Source organism: Pseudomonas sp. TYF_14 (assembly GCF_043105275.1).
Lineage (GTDB): Bacteria > Pseudomonadota > Gammaproteobacteria > Pseudomonadales > Pseudomonadaceae > Aquipseudomonas > Aquipseudomonas alloputida.
The window spans coordinates 1-14,394 of the sequence record NZ_JBICLK010000019.1 but is presented as its reverse complement, the minus strand read 5'-3'; the positions used below and the strand labels follow the sequence as shown (position 1 = coordinate 14,394).

At 64.1% G+C, this 14,394-nt stretch carries 10 protein-coding genes; 6 read left to right on the top strand and 4 right to left on the bottom strand.

Going from position 1 to position 14,394, the window contains the following annotated elements:
* Nucleotides 1-5 precede the first annotated feature (5 nt).
* The gene (locus ACF8O8_RS05545) at nucleotides 6-2,150 is read right to left on the bottom strand and encodes a methyl-accepting chemotaxis protein (protein ID WP_392509353.1); all 2,145 of its coding nucleotides are present in this window, start codon (nucleotides 2,148-2,150) and stop codon (nucleotides 6-8) included.
* 247 nt (nucleotides 2,151-2,397) lie between these two features.
* Here ACF8O8_RS05545 and ACF8O8_RS05540 point away from each other — a divergent pair, with 247 nt between their 5' ends.
* Nucleotides 2,398-3,717: a Na+/H+ antiporter family protein gene (locus tag ACF8O8_RS05540; protein ID WP_392509352.1), complete on the top strand. Its 1,320-nt coding sequence runs from the start codon at nucleotides 2,398-2,400 to the stop codon at nucleotides 3,715-3,717.
* Nucleotides 3,718-3,730: 13 nt separating this feature from the next.
* Here the strand turns inward: ACF8O8_RS05540 and ACF8O8_RS05535 are convergent, their stop codons facing one another.
* From ACF8O8_RS05535 to ACF8O8_RS05525, 3 genes are all read right to left on the bottom strand, one after another.
* The gene (locus ACF8O8_RS05535; RefSeq protein ID WP_010954410.1) at nucleotides 3,731-4,738 is read right to left on the bottom strand and encodes a FecR family protein; all 1,008 of its coding nucleotides are present in this window, start codon (nucleotides 4,736-4,738) and stop codon (nucleotides 3,731-3,733) included.
* A 255-nt stretch (nucleotides 4,739-4,993) separates the two neighbouring features.
* Complete coding sequence (locus tag ACF8O8_RS05530) at nucleotides 4,994-6,763, bottom strand: acyl-CoA dehydrogenase C-terminal domain-containing protein (RefSeq protein ID WP_350297993.1); 1,770 nt, start codon at nucleotides 6,761-6,763, stop codon at nucleotides 4,994-4,996.
* 92 nt (nucleotides 6,764-6,855) lie between these two features.
* Entirely contained in the window at nucleotides 6,856-8,478 is a 1,623-nt protein-coding gene (locus tag ACF8O8_RS05525; RefSeq protein WP_392509351.1) for an acyl-CoA synthetase, read from the bottom strand.
* A 193-nt stretch (nucleotides 8,479-8,671) separates the two neighbouring features.
* Here ACF8O8_RS05525 and ACF8O8_RS05520 point away from each other — a divergent pair, with 193 nt between their 5' ends.
* From ACF8O8_RS05520 to ACF8O8_RS05500, 5 genes are all read left to right on the top strand, one after another.
* Entirely contained in the window at nucleotides 8,672-10,078 is a 1,407-nt protein-coding gene (locus ACF8O8_RS05520; protein ID WP_392509350.1) for a sensor histidine kinase, read from the top strand.
* 9 nt (nucleotides 10,079-10,087) lie between these two features.
* Nucleotides 10,088-10,720, top strand: a complete 633-nt coding sequence (locus ACF8O8_RS05515; protein WP_010954406.1) for a response regulator transcription factor — start codon at nucleotides 10,088-10,090, stop codon at nucleotides 10,718-10,720.
* Between the two features lie 178 nt (nucleotides 10,721-10,898).
* On the top strand, nucleotides 10,899-11,372 hold the full coding sequence (locus tag ACF8O8_RS05510; protein WP_010954405.1) for a MarR family winged helix-turn-helix transcriptional regulator: 474 nt from the start codon (nucleotides 10,899-10,901) through the stop codon (nucleotides 11,370-11,372).
* A gap of 30 nt (nucleotides 11,373-11,402) precedes the next feature.
* A complete protein-coding gene (locus ACF8O8_RS05505) occupies nucleotides 11,403-12,596 on the top strand; it encodes an HlyD family secretion protein (RefSeq protein WP_010954404.1) in 1,194 nt (397 codons plus the stop codon).
* Nucleotides 12,593-14,128: a DHA2 family efflux MFS transporter permease subunit gene (locus tag ACF8O8_RS05500; RefSeq protein ID WP_004575310.1), complete on the top strand. Its 1,536-nt coding sequence runs from the start codon at nucleotides 12,593-12,595 to the stop codon at nucleotides 14,126-14,128. The genes ACF8O8_RS05505 and ACF8O8_RS05500 overlap by 4 nt, the downstream gene beginning before the upstream one ends.
* Nucleotides 14,129-14,394 lie beyond the last annotated feature (266 nt).

Here is a 14,394-nt window from a genome sequence, read left to right as displayed (position 1 = left end):
TCGCTTCAGATGCGGAACTGGTCCATCAGCGCTTGCTGCTGGTTGGCCAGGCTGTTCAGCGACTGGCTGACCCGCGCCGACTCGTTGGCCTGGCCAGACAGGGATTCAGTGACATCACGAATGGTCGCCACGTTGCTGTTGATTTCCTCGGCTACCGCGCTTTGCTCCTCGGCGGCAGAGGCGATCTGCAGGTTCATGTCGGTGATCACCGTCACCGCCTGGCCAATGCGCTGCAATGCCGTGACGGCTTGGCCGACCTGCTCCACGCCACCTTGGGCCTGGCGGTGGCTGTGGTCCATGGCGCCGACCACTTCGCGGGTGCCGTTCTGCAGGGCTTCGATGACCTGACGGGTTTCTTCCACCGACTCCTGAGTGCGCTGGGCCAGGTTGCGCACCTCATCGGCGACCACGGCAAAGCCACGGCCGGCCTCTCCGGCGCGGGCAGCTTCGATGGCAGCGTTGAGCGCCAGCAGGTTGGTCTGTTCGGCGATCGAGCGGATCACTTCCAGTACCGAGCCGATCTTCTCGCTGTTCTGCGCCAGGCCTTCTATTTCGGCCATGGTGTCGCTCATGTTGGCGGCCAGGGCTCCGATGCTGCTGGTGGTGCGGTCGATTACCGCCAAGCCCTCGCGGGTGGCCTGGTCGGCATCGCGCGCCGCCTGCGCAGCCTGGGCGGCGCTGCGGGCAACGTCCTGGGCGGTGGCGCTCATTTCATGGGAGGCGGTGGCTACCTGGTCGACCTGGCGGTACTGCTGCTCCATGCCGGCGCTGGTTTCGGTGGCAATCGCCGAGGACTGGTCGGCCGTGCCTCGGGCGGCCTGCACCGAGCGTTTGACCTCGGCGATGGTTGGCTGCAACTTGTCGAGGAAGCGGTTGAACCAGCTGGCCAGTTCGCCCAGTTCGTCCTGTTTCTGGTAGGTCAGGCGACGGGTCAGGTCGCCTTCGCCGCTGGCAATGTCCTTGAGCATGGCGGCCACGCCGAGGATCGGCCGGGTAACGCCGCGGGCCATCAGCCATACCAGCAGCAGGCCGACAATGGCGGCGGCCAGGCCCAGGCTCAGTTCCAGCAAGGTGCCGCTGGTATTGAGCGCGTCAAGTTCCTGCTTCAGGGTTTCGGCCGGCCCGGTCAGGGCGTTTTCCGGCACATCCAGCAACACGCCCCAGGGCTGGGCGTCCGGGATTGGCCGGAATGCCGCCAGCACCTTCAAGCGCTGCCGGTCGTGAAGGGTGGTCAGCTTGCCATCGGCCAGCTTGCGCACCAGCTCGGCGCCTTTGGTCGGGTCGACCTGGTCGAAGCGCTGGGCCAGCTTGCTGGCATCGGCGCTGTAGCCGGCCAGCAGGCCGACCGGGGTCAGAATGCCGACCGTGGTGCGGCCTTCGTAGAGGCTGCGGCTGGCCTCCTGGCTCAGTGCCTGCAGGCTATTGAGGTTGATGTCGATGGACAGGGTGGCAATGATCTTGCCGTTGACCGCCAGCGGGAACACGATGCTGGTCATCAGTACCTGCTGGCCGTCGATGTCGTAGAAGTAGGGCTCCACCACACACACCTTGCCGGAGGTGCGTGGGCATACCCACCAGGTGTTGGCCGGCTGGCCGCTGGGGCCGATCTCGGTGTTGGCCATGTCATGTTCGGGCAGGGCCATCGAGGTCAGCTGGCCAGCGCGTGGCTGCGACCAGTACAGGGCAAAGCGCCCGGTTTCGTTGCTGCCCAATTCTGCCTTGCCGGCAAACAGGCTGTCCTTGTTGTCCAGGGCATTGGGCTCGAACACCAGTGACAGGCCGAGCAGGTCGGGGTTGGCTTGCAGTGCGGCGCGCACCTGGCGGGTCATGTCCTCGCGCAGGTCGAAGGCATCGAGAAAGCGCTTTTCGGCCTGCTCGCGCAGGAACAGCACCTGACGGGCGAAGCCGGCGCCGTACTGGTAGGCATCCATGAACTGGCGGCGAATGTTCAGCGCTTGCACTTCACCTTGTGACTCGATACGCGACTGCGCCGCCTCGGTCAGCATCTGCATGCTGCTGGCCTTGACCAGGTCCGAACTGTGATCCATGCGGTACAGCGACAGGCCGACGAGCAAGGTGACGATAGCGGCCAGACAGAGACCGGCGAGCAGGGTGATCTTCCACTGGATGGAAAGTTGTCGCAAAGGCATGGGGGCGGATCCCTTTTTTGGCATTAAGGGTTATGGCTTTATCTGCGGTGGGGCCGGGAGGTGCCAAAGCGCTGCGGCCAGGCACCTCGCTGCCTCCCTCAATATCGGCCCCTGCCGTTTTTTCTTTATTCAAACATTCAATTTAAATTTGACCGCCACTAACGCCCCGCATCAAGGCGCTTTTGACTTCTGCCGCCCACTGCTTCAGAGTTCGCGCTTTTTTCTGTCGTAATGAGGTAAGCCAACCATGAATGCAGTGATCGCCGCGGTCGGCATCATGCTGATACTCAGCCTGTCCCGCGTGCACGTGGTCATCGCCCTGATCATCGGCGCCCTGGCCGGTGGGCTGGTGGGCGGCCTGGGCATCGAAGGCACGCTCAAGGCCTTCAACGGTGGCCTCGGCGGTGGTGCCACGGTGGCTTTGTCCTATGCACTGCTGGGTGCCTTTGCCGTGGCAATCGCCAAGTCTGGCCTGGCCCATGCGCTGGCCGACCGCGCCCTGGCCATGATCGACCGGCAGGACGACGCCAAGGGCGGCAAGGTCAAATGGCTGATGATCGGCCTTATGCTGGTGGTGGCCGTGTCGTCCCAGAACATCCTGCCCATCCACATTGCGTTCATCCCGCTGCTGGTACCCCCTCTGTTGTACGTGCTGACGCGCCTGCGTATCGACCGCCGGCTGATCGCCTGTGTGATCACCTTTGGCCTGATCACCCCGTACATGTTCCTGCCGGTGGGCTTCGGTAACATCTTCCTCAACGAGATCCTGTTGGCCAATGTTGCCCGCGCGGGTGTCGATGTAAGCGGCGTCAACGTCACCCACGCCATGGCCATCCCGGCTGCCGGCATGCTCGTCGGCCTGCTGGTGGCGGTGTTCATCAGCTACCGCAAGAAACGTGACTATGACCTGGCGCGCATCCAGCAGGTGGAGCAGGTGAGCGTGCAGTACAACCCGTTGACCTTGCTGGTGGCCGGGCTGGCCATCGCTGCAGCCTTCATTGTCCAGCTGTTGCTGGACTCGATGATCATCGGTGCCATGGTCGGTTTCCTGATCTTCTCGCTGTCGGGCATCGTCAAGTGGAAAGAGACCGACGATCTGTTCACCGAAGGCATGAAGATGATGGCCATGATCGGCTTCATCATGATTACCGCGTCCGGCTTTGCCGAGGTGATGAAGGCCACCGGTGAGGTGAAGAGCCTGGTGGAAACCTCGGCGCAGTGGATCGACCACAGCAAGGGCGTCGGTGCCTTGCTGATGCTGCTGGTAGGCCTTTTGGTGACCATGGGGATCGGCTCGTCGTTCTCCACCGTGCCGATCCTGGCCGCGATCTTCGTGCCACTGTGCGTGCAACTGGGCTTCGACCCGTTGGCTACGGTGTGCATCATCGGTACTGCCGGTGCGTTGGGCGATGCAGGTTCGCCGGCCTCGGACTCGACCCTGGGCCCGACCTCGGGCCTGAACGTGGATGGCCAGCACCACCACATCTGGGACACCGTGGTGCCCACCTTCATCCATTACAACCTGCCGTTGATGGCGTTCGGCTGGTTGGCAGCGATGACCTTGTAAGGCGGGGAGGGCGTCAGCCCTTGCCGGGCGGCGGCGAGATGCGATTGAGCACGGTGCTGCCGTCCTTGCTGCGGGTCAGGTAGACCGGCAGGACTTTGGGCAGGTTGTTGACCAGGCGCCCCACTTCCCGGGTGTTGTAGATGCCGCTGATGCGAATGCGGCCGGTGCTGGCATCGGCCAGTAGCAGCGGGGCGTCGAGGTAGCGGTTGATCACCGGCAGCGCCTGTTCCAGGCTCAGGTTGTCGAGCACCAGCTTGCCGCTGCGCCATGCCAGGCTGTTGCCATAGTCGTCGCTTTGCTCCAGCTGCGGCTCGAAGTCGCCCTTGTGGTAGCTGGCCTGCATGCCAGGGCCAAGGCGGTAGCCACCGGCACTGCCCTCACTGGACACCAGCACTGAACCTTCCACCAGGGTGACCTTCACCTGGTCCTGGTACTTCCACACGTTGAACTGGGTGCCGGTGACCCGGGTCTGGCCACTGCCGGCACGCACGATGAACGGGTGGCTGCTGTCGTGTCGCACCTTGAAGAACGCCTCGCCGCGCTTGAGCGTGACCTGGCGTTGGTCCTTGTAGTTGAGGAAGGTGAGTTCGGTGTGGAGGTTGAGCTGTACCGTGCTGCCGTCGCTGAGCTCCACGGTCTGCATGCGGTCACCGGCTTCGAAGTGCTGATAGTGGTTGGGCAACCAGCCCTGTTCCCACCCCATCCAGCCAGCCAGCGGCAGCACCGCCAGGGCGATGGCCGCAGCAGACGCCAGCGGCCGCCAGTTGCGAGGGCGGGCGGCGTGTCTGGCGGGTGGGTTGAAGTCGATGACGGTGGCGCTGCGCGGGAGCAGGTCGGCGGTTTGCCAGATTTCCAGCATCGCCTGATATTCTTCGGCATGCCGCGGGTCGGCCGCCAACCAGTCAGCGAATGCTTCACGCTCGGCCTGCGTGCAATCTTCGGCGTGAAGGCGCATGCACCAATGCGCTGCGGCGTCGGTGATGGCATCGTCTGGGTTGGGATTGAGGCGGTCGTGGTTCATTGCGGCTCCGGGTTTTGCGCATTCTACCCTTGCGGGAGGGCTCCCGAGAACCAATGTAATGGCGAATGACTATCAGTTGTGCCGGTTTTTCGTCGGATTAGCCACGGTTTTTCAGTGTTTGAGAACCCTTCGCGGGCAAAAAACGATGCCTGCAATCGCTTCCGGGGCAGTCTGGTGCTGCGAAGAGGTCAGTGTTTGCAGGCCTCTTCGCAGCACACGGCTGCCCTTGCAACAAGCGCGTCGGCAACCCACCGGTCAGAACTGTGTGGCCTCTAGCCCATAAAGGCTGCCACTACCGGCCCGAATGCTCGCCTCCAGCCCCAACCCCCGCGGCAAGACCCGCTGGAAATAGAACGCCGCACAGGCAAGCTTCGCGCCATGAAACGCGTCGTCCTCATCACGTTTGGCCAGCGCCACCGCCGCCATCCGCGCCCACATGTACGCATAGGCCGTCAGCCCGAACAGCTGCAGGTACTCAACCGCTACCGCGCTCACCAGGTTGGCATCCTCGCCAGCCTGCGCCCGCAACCAGCTGCTGGTGGCCTCCAGCCGCGCCAGGCTCGCCTGCAGGGCCTCGCGGTGCAAGGGCGCATCTACACTGAAGGCGCGCACTTCGCTGGCAAAGCTGGCCAACGCCTGGCCACCGTCAGCCAACACCTTGCGCCCCAGCAGATCAAGGGCCTGGATGCCGTTGGTGCCCTCATAGATCTGTGCAATGCGCACGTCCCGCACCCGTTGCTCCTGGCCCCATTCGCGGATGTAGCCATGACCGCCATACACCTGCTGGCCAAGCACGCAGCTTTCCAGGCCGTTATCAGTGAAGAATGCCTTGGCCACCGGTGTCAGCAGTGCCACCAGGCGCTGGGCATGCTCGCGCTCGCCAGCGTCTTCGGCATAGCGTGCCACGTCCAGTTGCTGGCCAACGTAGACGGCGAACGCCCGACCTGCTTCGGTGAGGGTGCGCATGGTCAGCAGCATGCGCCGAACATCACCATGGTGGATGATCGGGTCGGCCGCCTTGTCGTGTGCCTGCGGGCCAGTCGCTGCGCGGCTCTGCAGGCGCTCGTTGGCGTAGCGGGCGGCGCTCTGGTAGGAGGCTTCGGCACAACCGATGCCCTGTATGCCGATGGACAGGCGCTCGTAGTTCATCATGGTGAACATCGCCGCCAGGCCCTTGTTCGGCTCGCCCACCAGGTAACCGATGGCACCATCAAAGTTCATGACACAGGTCGCCGAGGCCTTGATGCCCATCTTGTGTTCGATCGAGCCACAATGGACAGCGTTACGCGCGCCCAGACGGCCATCGGCCTCGACCAGGAATTTGGGCACCAGGAACAGCGATATACCTTTGGCACCGGCGGGCGCATCCGGCATTTTGGCCAGCACCAGGTGGACGATGTTCTCGGTCAGGTCCTGCTCGCCGCCGGTAATGAAGATCTTGCTGCCACTGATGCGCACGCTGCCATCGGCCTGAGGCTCGGCGCGGGTGCGGATCAGCCCAAGGTCAGTGCCGGCATGGGGTTCGGTCAGGCACATGGTGCCGGCCCAGCGGCCTTCGTACAGCGGTGGCAGGTAAGTGGCCTTGAGCGCTTCGCTGGCGTGGGCATCGATCGCCAGGCAGCTGCCTGCGCTCAATGCCGAATACAGGCTGAAGCTGCAGTCAGCCGCGTAGAGCATCTCCTCGAACAGCACGCCGAGCATCTTTGGCATGCCCATGCCGCCGTATTCCGGGTTGCCGCCCAAGCCGACCCAGCCGCCTTCGCGGTAGGTGTTCCAGGCCTCGCGAAAGCCCTCGGGGGTGGTGACTTGGCCTGCGTCGAAGCACACACCTTGCTCGTCACCGTTGCGGCTGAGCGGGGCGATCAGCTGGCCGGTGACTTTGGATGCTTCCTCGAGAATGGCGTCGGCAGTATCGGCATCGATGCGTTCGGCCAGGGCGGGCAGTCGGGCCCACAGGCCAGAAGCGTTGAACACGTCATGCAGGACGAAGCGCATGTCGCGCAGGGGGGCGGAATAGGTGGTCATCGGCAGCTCTTGCAATAGTGAGGGAGGGTTGGGCGTGCGCTGAATCTTCAGGCGCAGCCGTGTGCTGCGCCTGAAGGGGAGCGGCTATGGCATCAGAGGGCTTTGGCCCGGTCGCGCAGCACGTACTTCTGGATCTTGCCGGTCGAGGTCTTGGGCAGCTCGCCGAACACCACGGTCTTCGGCACCTTGAACCCGGCCAGGTGCTCGCGGCACCAACTGGTGATGTCGGCTTCACGGGTGTCCTCCCGGCCTGGCTTTAAGGCAACGAAGGCGCACGGGGTTTCGCCCCATTTTTCATCCGGGCGTGCCACCACGGCGGCTTCCAGTACTGCCGGGTGCTTGTACAGGGCGTCTTCGACCTCGATGGTGGAGATGTTCTCGCCACCGGAAATGATGATGTCCTTGAGCCGGTCCTTGATCTCGATATAGCCGTCGGCATGCCACACGGCCAGGTCGCCGGTGTGGAACCAGCCGCCACGGAAGGCCTCGGCGGTGGCTTCAGGGTTCTTCAGGTAGCCCTTCATCACCGTGTTGCCGCGCATGAAGATTTCGCCCAGGGTATCGCCGTCGCGGGGTACTGGCTGAAGGGTTTGCGGGTCGGCGACCATCAGGCCGTCGAGGGTCGGGTAGCGCACGCCTTGGCGAGACTTGATCCGCGCACGCTCTTCCAGCGAAAGCGCATCCCATTCGTCATGCCAGGCACACACGGTCACCGGGCCGTAGACCTCGGTCAGGCCATAGGTGTGGGTGACCTTGATGCCCATTTGCTCCACGGCGCCGATAACCTTGGCCGGTGGTGCGGCGCCGGCGACCATGGCCTGCACCGGGTGCTCGATGGCTGCCTTGGCCGCCTCGGGCATGTTGACCAGCGCGTTGAGCACGATCGGCGCACCGCACAGGTGGCTGACTTTGTGCTCGCGGATCAGGGTCAGGATCTTCTGCGGGTCGACCCGGCGCAGGAACACATGGGTGCCGGCCAGGGCGGTGATGGTCCAGGGGTAGCACCAGCCGTTGCAGTGGAACATTGGCAACGTCCACAGGTACACCGGGCGGTGGCCCATGGCCCAGGTCATCTGGTTGCCCAGTGCGTTCAGGTAGGCGCCGCGGTGGTGGTAGACAACGCCCTTGGGGTTGCCGGTGGTGCCGGAGGTGTAGTTCAGCGAAATGGCCTGCCACTCGTCATCGGGCCATTCCCAGGCAAATTCCGGGTCGCCCTCGTTGAGCAGGGCCTCATAGTCCAGCTGGCTGACCGCGCGGCCTTCGCCGTACTCCGGGTCATCCACATCAACCACCAGCGGCGGGTGTTCAAGCAGTGCCAGAGCGCCTTCGATGACCGCATGGAACTCGCGGTCGGTGATCAGCACCTTGGCCTCGCCATGCTGCAGCATGAAGGCGATGGCCTCGGCATCCAGGCGCACGTTCAGGGTATTGAGCACGGCACCGGTCATGGGTACGCCGAAGTGCGCCTCGAGCATGGTCGGGGTGTTGGGCAGCATCACTGCCACGGTGTTGCCACGGCCAATGCCACGGCCGGCCAGGGCGCTGGCCAGGCGCCGGCAGCGTTGGTAGGTTTCTTGCCAGTTGCGGCGGATGGCGCCGTGGATGACTGCCGGGTAGTTGCCGTACACGGCAGCGGTGCGTTCGATGAAGCTCAGCGGGGTGAGGGCGACATGGTTGACGGCAGCGGGCATCAGGCCCTGGGCATAGATCGACATGCGGTAATCCTGTAAGGGAGGCAGACGCAGCCTGTGCACCTGGCCCCCGATGGCTGATTGTTAGCTCTGTTCAGGGTGCAGGGGGCGGACGGTGGGCCGCCCCCTCTGTCGCAGTTTTACGCGAGTCGCTATGGTATTAGGAATATCGACTATAGCAATATAGTAAAACTACTATAAAAACAGGCCGCCTACCGTGGATGACACTGCTTACCCCTTGCTTGCCAAAGACCCACAACCCAGCCTGTTGCTGGCTAGTGATGCAAACCCGCTGGCACTCAACCCGGCATTGCAGGCCTGGGTCGCCGAAGGGCCCGAGCTGGCTCGCTGGCTGCCGGCCAATTGCGCCGCCCTGGTGCGTGCCTGTCTGCGTCAGCATCGGGCGATCAGCGATGTCGAAGTGCAGGTCGGCGAACGCATCGTGTTGTGGACGTTCATGCCGGACAACCAGGGCCAACAGGTGCTGGGGCGCTGCCGCGATGCCAGTGAAGAGCGCCATGGCGCACGCGAAGCCAACCGCGCCCGACGCCTGTATCGGCTGATCATCGAAAACACCACCGACCTGATTTCCCGGCACAGCCCCGATGGCCGCTTTCTCGATGCCTCACCGGCAGCCTACCGCCTGCTCGGCCTGTGGCCCGAGCAGCTGCGTGGCATGCCTGTACATACCCTGCTGCATCCGCGCGAGCGGCGTCAGGTACTGCGCCAGGCCGCTGCCGCGCTGGACCAGGACGGCTACCACACGATGACCTGCCGGGTACGCCAGGCGACAGGAGGCTACCGTTGGTTCGAAATCGCCAGCCGGGCGATCCGTGAGACCTACACCGGTGCGGTGGTGGAGGTGGTCAGCGTGTCCCGCGACATCACCTTGCGCATCGAAGCGCAGGAAAGCCTGGCGCACAGTGCCCGCCTCGCTACCCTGGGCGAGCTGGCCTCGGGCATCGCCCACGAGATCAATCAGCCACTGGCCGCGGTGGTCAACTATGCCAACGCCAGTCAGCGTTACCTGCAGGGCCTGGAACGTGACCCCCAGGCGCGCGAGCGGGTAGGCCAGGGCCTGCAGCGTATCAGCGAGCAGGCCACCCATGCCGCCGAAGTGATCCGCCGTCTGCGTGCCTTCCTGCGCAAGGGGCCGCGCCGCCTGCAGGCACTGGACGTGGCCGAGCTGGCCGGCGAAGCCATGCGCCTGTGCGCCTGGGAAGCCGCGCGGGACCAGGTGCAGGTCGAGCTTCGCATGAGCGCTCAACTGCCCTTGGTGTATGCCGACCGGGTGCTGCTGGAGCAGGTGCTGCTCAACCTGCTGCGCAATGCCATCGATGCCAATCGCGAGCAGCAGGGGGAGCGGCCGTCACGTATCCTGCTCTGCGCGGCGCGCGATGGCGATGGGGTCCTGGTCGAGGTAGCTGACCAGGGCCCGGGCGTGGCACCCGAGCGGCTGGATGAAATCTTCACGCCGTTTACCACCAGCAAGGCCGACGGCCTGGGCTTGGGCTTGAGCATGAGCCGCAGCCTGATCGAAGGCTTCGGTGGCAGCCTGTGGGCGCGGGCGGGTGACAACGGCGGTCTGGTACTGTGCTGCCGGCTGGCAGTCAGCAGGGAATAAGGGGAGGCAGTGTTGCAAGCAAAAGTGTATGTGGTCGATGACGACCAGGGTATGCGCGACTCTACGGTCTGGCTGCTGCAGTCGGTGGGCCTGCAAGCCTTGCCGTTCGCCAGCGGGCAGGCGTTTCTCGACGCCTGCGTCGATGATGGGCCCGCGTGTGTGCTGTTGGATGTGCGCATGCCGGGGCTGGGCGGGCTGGCTGTGCAGCAGGCGATGCGCGAGCGTGGCCTGATGGTGCCGGTGATCTTCGTCAGCGGTCATGCCGATGTGCCGATCGTGGTGCGGGCGTTCAAGGCCGGCGCCTGCGACTTCATCGAAAAACCCTACAACGACCAGTTGCTGCTCGACAGCGTTCAGGCTGCGCTGGAGCACGCCGGGCTGGCGCGACAGGGCGATCAGGCGCTGGCCTTGGTGCAGGCGCGCATCGACGGCCTGACGCCGCGTGAGCGAGACGTCTTCGTACCGCTGGCCCAAGGGTTGAACAACCGCGAGATTGCCGAGCAGTTGGGCATCAGCGTCAAGACCGTGGACCTTTACCGAGGCCGGGTGATGAAGCGGTTGCAGGCGGGCAGCCTCGCAGAGCTGGTGGGAATGGCCATTGCTTGCGGGGCGGTGGAGGCGCTGGGCCTGCGAGCACGTTAACCGCCCTTACGCAGGCCCTGGCAGGGGCGGCCTTGTGTGTCGCGATGGGCCGCAGGGCGCGCCTGCGGGGGCGGTGGGACCGGCAGAAAACACGAATATTTCATAGCTGCCTAATGAAGGCTTTGACATTAACTGCCTAAGCAGTAATATTTCTACACACTTAACTGAGCAGTCAACGATGGCCCATTTCTCCCCCGAAAACTTTCAGACCTGCGCCATCGGCATGTTGCTTGGCCGCGCAGCGATCCTCAAAGACCGCATTCTTGACTGGCACCTGGAGTCAGAGGGCGTCACCGCCGCGCAGTTCAAAGTGCTGATCATCGTCACCCAGTACCAGGTGGATACCCCGGCCGAACTGTGCCGTTACCTGGGCCTGGACAGCGGTTCGATGACCCGCATGCTCGACCGCCTCGAGCAGAAGGAGCTGATCGTGCGCAACCGCTGCGCCGACGACCGTAGGCAGGTGCGCCTGGCACTCACCGCCGACGGCCAGCGCCTGGCCAACCGCCTGCCGGAAATCGGCGCCGCCGCCATGAACGAGTTGTGCGGCGTGCTGGCACCTGAAGAGCTCAAGACCCTGGAAGGCCTGCTGGCCAAGGTGCTGCTCAGTGCTGGCGACCCGTTGACGATCCGCCGCTTCGGCGACCGTTGAACCCTGTAACGAATTATCCAAGGTATTGTCATGGCCACTCCCACAGACACCCCGACTCCCTCCGTCGCGCCTGAGCCGTCGCGCAAGCGCAAGGCTTGGCTGCTTGGCCTGCTGTTGCTGCTGATCCTTGCCGGGGTCGGCACCTGGGCCTGGTACAGCATTGTCGGGCGTTGGCACGAAAGCACCGACGATGCCTACGTCAACGGCAACGTGGTGGAAATCACCCCGCTGGTCGCTGGCACCGTTACCAGCATCGGGGCCGATGACGGCGACCTGGTCCATGCCGGCCAGGTATTGCTGCAATTCGACCCGGCCGACAGCGAAGTGGCCTTGCAGTCCGCCGAAGCCAAGCTGGCACGCAGCGTGCGGCAGGTGCGCGGGCTTTACAGCAACGTCGACTCGCTGAAGGCTCAACTGGAAACGCGCCAAGCCGAACTGCGCAAGGCGCAACAGGACTTCAACCGGCGCAAGGTGCTGGCTGACAGCGGTGCGATTGCCGCAGAAGAACTGTCCCACGCCCGTGACGACCTGAGCGTTGCCCAGGCTGCCGTCAACAGCGCGCGGCAACAGCTCAGCACCAGCAGCGCGCTGGTCGACGACACCGTGGTGTCCTCGCACCCCGATGTCATGGCTGCAGCTGCCGACCTGCGCCAGGCCTACCTCGACCACGCCCGCACCACGTTGGTCGCGCCGGTCACCGGCTACGTCGCCAAGCGTACCGTCCAGTTGGGCCAGCGCCTGCAGCCGGGCACCGCGACCATGGCGGTCATCCCGCTGGATCAGGTGTGGATCGATGCCAACTTCAAGGAAACCCAGCTGCGAGAGATGCGCATCGGCCAGCCGGTGGAAATCACCGCTGATGTGTACGGCAGTGAGGTCAAGTACAGCGGCACGGTCGACAGCCTTGGTGCGGGCACCGGCAGCGCCTTTGCCTTGCTGCCGGCGCAGAACGCCACCGGCAACTGGATCAAGATTGTCCAGCGAGTACCCGTGCGCATCCACCTCAGCCCCGACCAGCTCAAGGACCACCCGCTACGTATCGGCCTGTCCACCGTGGTTGAAGTCGACCTGCATGACCAGAGCGGCCCGACCCTGGCCCAGCAGCCACCGCAGAAGGCCAGCTACACCACCCAGGTGTATGACCACCAGCTGATGGAAGCCGACAACCTGATCGCCCGGCTGATTCACGAGAACAGCGCAACCGGCAAGACGGCGCAACGATGAGCAACAACGCCGCTGCCCAGTTCACGCCGCCGAGTCTGCTGCTGACCACTATCGGCCTGTCGCTCGCGACGTTCATGCAGGTGCTGGACACCACCATCGCCAACGTAGCCCTGCCGACCATTTCCGGCAACCTGGGGGTGAGCTACGAGCAAGGCACTTGGGTCATCACCTCGTTCGCGGTCAGCAACGCTATCGCCTTGCCGCTGACCGGCTGGCTGAGCCGGCGCTTTGGTGAAGTGAAGCTGTTCATCTGGGCCACGCTGCTGTTCGTGCTGGCGTCGTTCCTGTGCGGTATTGCCCAGTCGATGCCCGAGCTGGTGGGCTTTCGTGTCTTGCAGGGCGTGGTCGCCGGACCGCTTTATCCGATGACCCAGACCCTGCTGATTGCTGTCTACCCCCCGGCAAAACGGGGGATGGCACTGGCGCTGCTGGCGATGGTCACGGTGGTGGCGCCGATTGCCGGGCCGATTCTTGGGGGCTGGATTACCGATAGCTACAGCTGGCCATGGATCTTCTTCATCAATGTGCCCATCGGGCTGTTCGCTGCTGCCGTGGTGCGCCAGCAGATGCGCACGCGCCCGGTGGTCACCAGCCGCCAGCCGATGGATTACATTGGCCTGCTGACCCTGATTATCGGCGTCGGTGCCTTGCAGGTAGTGCTGGACAAGGGCAACGATCTGGACTGGTTCGAATCGTCGTTCATCATTGTCGGCAGCCTGATTTCGGTGGTGTTCCTGGCGGTGTTCGTGATCTGGGAGCTGACCGACCGGCACCCGGTGGTCAACTTGCGCCTGTTTGTGCACCGCAACTTCCGCATTGGCACCATTGTGCTGGTCGGGGGCTATGCCGGGTTCTTCGGTATCAACCTGATCCTGCCGCAGTGGTTGCAGACGCAGATGGGATATACCGCGACCTGGGCAGGCCTGGCGGTGGCGCCGATCGGTTTGCTGCCGGTGATCATGTCGCCGTTCGTGGGCAAATATGCGCACCGGTTCGACTTGCGGGTGCTGGCTGGGTTGGCGTTCCTGGCGATCGGCACCAGTTGCTACATGCGTGCCGGTTTCACCAGCGAGGTGGACTTCCAGCACGTGGCCTTGGTGCAGTTGTTCATGGGGATTGGCGTGGCGTTGTTCTTCATGCCGACGTTGAGCATTCTGCTGTCCGATCTGCCGCCGCACCAGATTGCCGACGGTTCGGGGCTGGCGACTTTTCTGCGAACCTTGGGCGGGAGTTTTGCGGCTTCGTTGACCACCTGGATCTGGATTCGTCGGGCGGATCAGCACCATGCCTACCTGAGCGAGCACATCAGCCAGTTCGACCCGACGACGCGGCATACCCTTGAGCAGTTGGGCGGGGCCAGCCCGCAGAGTTATGCGCAGCTGGAGCAGATACTCAACGGGCAGGCTTACATGATGTCGACGGTGGATTACTTCACCTTGATGAGCTGGGTGTTTGCCGGGTTGATTCTGCTGGTGTGGTTCGCCAAGCCGCCCTTTACCGCTAAGGCGGGCCCGGCATCGGCGGGGCATTGAGCTAAAATCAAGGCAAGATCCCGATGCTCTCGCTCTCGCTCTCGCTCTCGCTCTCGCTTCGGCTTTTGATTTTGCTTCTAAGCGCGCGATAGCCCAGGCGCCGCGGATTGCGACTTCAGGAGGCCGAGCGCAGGGCTTGCGAAGGGAGGTGACGGGCATGGATGCCCGTCAAGCGCTGGGCCCCAGGATGGGGCCTGCAGCGCGGTCCTCCCGGGAGCAAGCCCGGAGCGAGGGAACCCCGGAGCGTAGCGCAGGGGCCGGATGAT